This is a genomic window from Gammaproteobacteria bacterium (assembly GCA_022340215.1).
In the GTDB taxonomy this organism is placed as follows: Bacteria; Pseudomonadota; Gammaproteobacteria; order JAJDOJ01; family JAJDOJ01; genus JAJDOJ01.
The window spans coordinates 1-6,038 of record JAJDOJ010000173.1; the positions used below are offsets into that span (position 1 = coordinate 1).

General features: G+C 63.5%; 8 protein-coding genes. All 8 read left to right on the plus strand.

Features of this window, described 5'->3' with window-relative positions:
* Positions 1 to 353: 353 nt before the first annotated feature.
* The 8 genes from LJE91_12420 (at position 354) to LJE91_12455 (ending at position 5,776) form a co-directional block, all read left to right on the plus strand.
* Positions 354 to 761, plus strand: a complete 408-nt coding sequence (locus LJE91_12420) for a response regulator (protein MCG6869491.1) — start codon at positions 354 to 356, stop codon at positions 759 to 761.
* Between the two features lie 2 nt (positions 762 to 763).
* Positions 764 to 1,990, plus strand: a complete 1,227-nt coding sequence (locus LJE91_12425; protein MCG6869492.1) for a SpoIIE family protein phosphatase — start codon at positions 764 to 766, stop codon at positions 1,988 to 1,990.
* A 13-nt stretch (positions 1,991 to 2,003) separates the two neighbouring features.
* The gene (locus LJE91_12430; GenBank protein MCG6869493.1) at positions 2,004 to 2,462 is read left to right on the plus strand and encodes an ATP-binding protein; all 459 of its coding nucleotides are present in this window, start codon (positions 2,004 to 2,006) and stop codon (positions 2,460 to 2,462) included.
* Positions 2,463 to 2,548: 86 nt separating this feature from the next.
* The gene (locus LJE91_12435) at positions 2,549 to 2,884 is read left to right on the plus strand and encodes an STAS domain-containing protein (GenBank protein ID MCG6869494.1); all 336 of its coding nucleotides are present in this window, start codon (positions 2,549 to 2,551) and stop codon (positions 2,882 to 2,884) included.
* Positions 2,885 to 2,942: 58 nt separating this feature from the next.
* Positions 2,943 to 3,764, plus strand: coding sequence for an ATP-binding cassette domain-containing protein (locus LJE91_12440; GenBank protein MCG6869495.1), 822 nt, complete (start codon positions 2,943 to 2,945; stop codon positions 3,762 to 3,764).
* Positions 3,765 to 3,793: 29 nt separating this feature from the next.
* A complete protein-coding gene (locus tag LJE91_12445) occupies positions 3,794 to 4,624 on the plus strand; it encodes an MlaE family lipid ABC transporter permease subunit (GenBank protein ID MCG6869496.1) in 831 nt (276 codons plus the stop codon).
* Positions 4,625 to 4,680: 56 nt separating this feature from the next.
* Positions 4,681 to 5,136 carry an outer membrane lipid asymmetry maintenance protein MlaD gene (gene mlaD / locus LJE91_12450; protein ID MCG6869497.1) on the plus strand — a complete coding sequence of 152 codons (456 nt, stop codon included), beginning with the start codon at positions 4,681 to 4,683 and terminating at the stop codon, positions 5,134 to 5,136.
* Between the two features lie 55 nt (positions 5,137 to 5,191).
* Entirely contained in the window at positions 5,192 to 5,776 is a 585-nt protein-coding gene (locus tag LJE91_12455; protein MCG6869498.1) for an ABC transporter substrate-binding protein, read from the plus strand.
* The last annotated feature ends 262 nt before the right edge of the window (positions 5,777 to 6,038 follow it).

Consider the following 6,038-nt stretch of genomic DNA (forward strand, 5'->3'; position numbering starts at 1 on the left):
ATCTTTCATTTGCCGGGGTGGTGGCTACCCCCTCCATGATCGTTAGGCGAATGCCGGAAAATGACATACCAGATCGCGCCGGGTGAGCTGCGAAGCAGTGAACGGCTTGGGCAGGAAGCCCAAGACCGGTGCCCAAGCAAAGCAGGGAAAGCGCCGCGCCGGGATCGTTCGTCATCAAGGCGCGACAACAGGCGCATAGTCGAACTATGTGCCTGTTGTCGCAACACGGAGGACGGACGAAAAGACAAGCAGGATGGTATGTCATTTGACAGAAATCGCCTTAGTGCACTTGATCCGCCGAAGGGTGGTGGATAACCTGATCTTCACGCAAACGCGATCGCTTTCGGAGAACCATGTGCGAGCCGGCAGTGGCGGACGATGCGGCAGACCGGCAGACCGTGCTGCTCGCCGATGACAACGCCACCAACCTTCAGGTGCTTTACCGGACGCTCAGGGACCTGGGTCCACGGGTGCCGATCGCCCGCGATGGCGACACGGCGCTGTCGATCGCCTCGGAAACGGCACCCGATCTCGTCCTGCTGGACGTAATGCTGCCGGACATGGAAGGGCGCGAGGTGGCCGCCAGGCTCAGGGAGGATCCCTTAGTGAAGACAACGCCGGTCGTGTTCCTCACGGCCATCGTGACGCGCGAGGAGACCACACCGGCAGGTACCGAGATCGGCGGTCACACCTTTCTGGCGAAACCGGTCGAGGCTGCCGGACTGATCGCCTGCATCGATGGGGAGCTGGGTGGTCGTTGACGGTGTCTGACTTCGACGAAGTCGCGGACGAAGGCGAGGAAGAGAAGGTCCTGATCGTCGACGACAATCCCGTGAACCTCCAGGTCCTCTACCAGACGCTCGCCGGCGCGGGCTTCCGGATCCTGGTGGCCAGGAACGGCGAGGATGCCATCGCAATCGCCCGAAAGGCGGGCCCCCGTCTGGTGCTGCTGGACATCATGATGCCGGGGATGGACGGGTTCGAGGTATGCCGCAGGCTGAAGGACGATCCGGCTACGGCGGAGGCGGCCGTGATCTTCCTGTCCGCGCTTGGGGAGGTGAGCGAAAAGGTCCGGGGATTCGAACTCGGGGCGATCGATTACATCACCAAACCGTTTCACGCCGGGGAGGTCAACGCGCGTGTCGGCACGCATCTGAAGTTGCGTCGGCTGGAACGGCACATGGAACGGCGTAACCTGGCGCTGGAAGCCGCGAACAAGCGCATGCGGGACGATCTGGATGCCGCCTCCCGCGTACAGCAGTCCCTGCTGCCGGACAGTATGCCCGAGACGAAGCGGTGCCGGTTTGCCTGGCGCTACCGGCCAAGTGCGGAACTCGGTGGTGACGGCCTGAACGTGTTCCGGATCGATGACCGGTTTGTGGCGATGTACGTATTGGATGTCTCGGGCCATGGTGTGCCTTCCGCCCTGCTCGCGGTCACCGTGTCGCGCGCCCTGCTCCCCGTGGCCGACCGGAGCTGCCTGGTCACCACCCCGGCGGGCGGTGTTGGCTACGTCGTGACGCGACCCGCGGATGTGGTCTCCCGGCTGAACCGCCTGTATCCGATGGACCGCAGGGGACGGTTATACTTCTCGATACTCTACGGGCTGCTGGACGTGGAGGCGTGTTCGTTCACCTATGTCAGCGCCGGAAACCCGGGGCCGGTGCTGATGCACGAGGGTGGCAGGGCCGTGGTTCACGATGTGCCGGCCGTACCCGTCGGTCTGTTCCCCGACAGCGAGTATGACGACACGGTGCTCGACCTGCGCCCGGGCGCGCGCCTGTATCTGCACTCCGACGGGCTGACCGAGGAGCGCAATGACCAGGGCGTGGTCTTCGGCCGTGAGCGGATCATGGCGATCGTGGAATCCGCCCGCGACGAAGCGCTCGAAACCTCGATCGACCGGCTGATCGACGCTACGGTCTCGTGGAAGGGCGATGCGAATCTGCGTGACGACGTCTCGGTGCTGGCCGTGGATCTGAAACAATGACGGGGCACACCGGGTGAGCGACCGAACTCGGGATATTGGCGGGCAGCCGCAGGAACTCGCCGGCATGCGCTTCAGAGCCAGCTCGGACCAGTTGTTCGGTGTTCGCGAACTGGTACGCGAAACCCTCGGCACCCGGGGCTGCGACAGCTCCGAGATCGATTCGGTGGCGCTGGCGGTGGACGAGGCCTGCGCAAACATCATTCGCCACGCCTATGGGGCCTGCGGAGTGGGTGACATCGTCATCCAGATCCTCGTCCAGGGCAACGATTGCGTGATCCGCCTGCGCGACTATGCTCAACCGGTGGATCCGGAGGCCGTCTGCTGCCGCCCATCGAGTGAACTGAGTCCGGGTGGACTCGGCATGTTCCTGATCTCGAAGATCATGGATCGATACGATTTCGCCGAGGCGGCGGACGGAAGGGGTAACGTGCTCGAAATGCGCAAGCGCATGAGCCTCGCGACAGAAAGCTGAGGCGTGCAGGGACCCGCGCCTCACCGATTTCGATACAATGGCGGCGGTTCGCCGCTCAATGACACCAGAACAGGACACACACCGGTATGGAAATGTCTACGCGCACCGAGGGCGCCTACACGGTCGTGGAATTGAAGGGCGAGGTGGATCTGCACTTCTCCCCGGGACTGAGGGACCGGTTGCTGAGTGAACTGGATGACGGGCATCCGGTGCTCGTCGATCTCGGGGAGGTCGGCTACATGGACAGCTCCGGGATCGCGTCCCTGGTCGAGGCCTATCAACTCGCCAGGAACAACGATCTGGATTTCGGGCTGGTGGGGGTGAAGGGGCCGGTGTTGCAGGTCCTGCAGCTCGCACGACTCGACAAGGTGTTTCCGATCGACGCGACGGTCGATGAGCGCATCTCACGCGACGCGGGTTGAGCCGCTGCGCGGGGAGCGTGGACCGCCACCCTCATGAACGCGCCATCTTCGTTGCGAAATGACCCGGACTGAGTCCGCTCCCGGCCCGGACACGGCGGGGGAGGTCCTGATCGATGCCCGGGGCGTCGTCGCTCACTACGGGCACCGGTTGGTGCTCGATGGTATCGATCTGGAGGTGCATTCCGGCGAGATCATGGTGATCATGGGAGTCAGCGGTTCCGGAAAGAGCACGCTGCTGCGCCTCATGCTCGGTTTGCAACAACCGACCCGCGGATCGATCCGTGTCATGGGGCACGAGGTCACGCGGGCCGGCACGCGGGAACTGTACCGCCTGAGGGAACAACTCGGCGTTGCCTTTCAGGGTGGGGCGATGATCGGGTCGCTGACCATCGGCGAGAACGTTTCGCTGCCGCTGACCGAGCATACGGACCTGGACGCCAGGACCATACGCATCATCGCCCGGATGAAGTTGGAGATGATGGGTCTCAGCGACGTCGAGGATATGATGCCCGCGCAGCTTTCCGGCGGCATGCTGAAGCGGGCGGGACTGGCACGCGCCATCGTCGGAGATCCGAAGATCCTGTTCTTCGACGAGCCGTCGGCCGGGCTGGATCCCGTGACCGCCGTGGAGCTGGACGAGCGGATCCTCATGGCGCGCCGCGCCATGAATCTCACCATCGTCGTCGTTACCCACGAACTGGAAAGCGCCATCAAGATCGCCGACCGCATCGCCGTCCTCCAGGACGGACGTGTGCTCGAGACCGGCACCGTCGAGGAGATACGCGCGAGCGGGAACGAGCACATCCAGGATATGCTGCATCGCAGGCCCCGAAACGAGGCTATCGACGCGGATGCGTACCTCGAGCGGTTGACGAAATAGCGCATGCGCCGCGACGGGATGAAACGGTGATGGGGCTTGCCAGGGGACACCTTGCGGTGATTGCCGGCGCGTTGGTCCGTGGCATCGAGGCGGCAGGTGATCGCGGCCTGTACCTCGTTCGCATGTCGGGGATGATGACCCTGCTGCTCCTGCGTTCGGTGGCGCGGGCAGTGACGCCCCCCTGGCGGCCGCGCCCCGTGATCCGGCAGATCCATTTCATCGGGGCGCGCTCGTGGCTGCTCATCGTCGTCTCCGGCGCGTTCACCGGGATGGTGGTGGCGCTGCAGTTCCACGACACCCTGGTCCGGTTCGGTACCGTGAGTCTGCTGGGGTCTGCGGTAGGCCTCAGCCTGGTGCGCGAGCTTGGGCCTGTGCTGGCCGCGCTGATGGTCATCGGGCGCGCGGGTTCGGCGACCTGTTCGGAGATCGGTATCATGCGGATCGATGAGCAGATCGACGCCCTCGAATGCATGGCGATCGACCCGCACCGCTTTCTGCTCGCCCCGCGCCTGGTGGGCGGGGTGATCTGCCAGCCGCTGCTCACCGCGATGTTCATCGTCGTCGGCGTCGTCGGTGGATACTTCGTCGGCGTCGGCCTGTTCGGCATCAGTGCAGGGGCCTATTTCCAGGGCATGTACGATTCGGTCGTGTGGAACGACGTCAAGATGGGGCTTATCAAGTCGATCGTGTTCGGCCTGTTGATCGTGTGGATCTGTTCGGCCAAGGGGTTCCTCCTGCACCTGAACCGCGACGGCGCATTCGGCGCAGAGGGTGTCAGCCGCGCGACGACCGAGGCCGTGGTCCTGTCTTTCATCGCGGTGCTGTTCGCCGACTACGTCATCAGCTCGGTGATGGCGTAGTGCGATGTTCATCCGGAGATTGACGTGCAGTGGAGGGGGCGGCAATGGGGTCGATCATGAAGCGCATCAATCTGGAACTGGGCGTCGGACTGTTTCTCATCGCGGGTATCGGCTGTCTGGCCTGGATCGCGGTCAAGCTCGGCGACGTGGGCCTGCTTCCGGACCGGACCTACCCGCTGAACGCACGGTTCGTGTCCATCTCGGGGCTCAAGGACGGAGCGACGGTCGAGCTGGCCGGGGTGCGCATCGGCCGGGTCTCGAATATCGACCTCGATCACGAGGACTACGAGGCCATCGTCGAGATGACCATCGACGAGGGCGTCCGGCTGCAGGAGGACACGATTGCCTCCATCAGGACCCAGGGGATCATCGGCGACCGGTTCATCAAGCTCTCCCCGGGCGGTTCCGACGTATATCTGGAACCCGGCGAGGAGATCGCCGATACCGAGTCGGCCGTCCTGCTGGAGGAACTCATCAGCAAGTACATCTTCGAAAGCGATAGCGGCAAGTAATCGGCCGCCGAACATGGGAGGGCATATGCTTCACCACCGATCGATATATCCGTTGATGGTGTTACTTTCCCTGGTTTGCCAGGGTTCCGCGTCAGCGGCGACCAGTCCCACCGAGCAGGTCCGTGGCACCGTTGACGACGTGCTCGTCGTCCTGCGCGACCCGGACCTCGCGCGGGTAGACCGGCACCAGCGTGTCAAGGACGCGATCGGGCAGCGCTTCGATTTCCCCCTGATGTCCCGTGCGGCCCTGTCGGTCAACTGGAAAAAGGCGACGGCAGAACAGAAGCGGCGCTTCGTCGACCGGTTCACCGAACTTCTGCTGCTCATCTGGACCGCACGCCTGGACGAGTACCAGGACGAAGCGGTGCGTTATGGCGAGGAGAAGATCAGGGGCGATCGGGCGACGGTATCGACGTTGGTCGTTACCAGTGATAAGGAAATCCCCGTCGACTACCGTCTGCACAACAAGAACGGCGAATGGCTGGTCTACGACGTCCTGATCGAGCATGTCAGCCAGGTCTCGAATTATCGCAACAGTTATCGCAGTATCGTCGAGGAGGTCGGTATCGACGGGCTGATCGAGCGGCTGGAGACCAAGGTCGCCGAGCTGCGGGCGAAGGACGACGGCGCCGGAAACTGAACCGCCGGATTCCGGTGCCGGAGAACAGGGAATTTCCCATCCCAAGTGGCTCGCCTTGTGAGCTAACCCACCGGGTACGATCGCACTACCGGATCCGATCAACCGCTCCGGCGCTCAACTAAGGCGATTTCTGTCAAATGACATACCACCCTGCTTGTCTTTTCGTCCGTCCTCTGTGTTGCGACAACCGTTGCATAGTTCGACTATGCGCCGGTTGTCGCGCCTGGATGACGAACGATCCCGGCGCGGCGCTGTCCCTGCT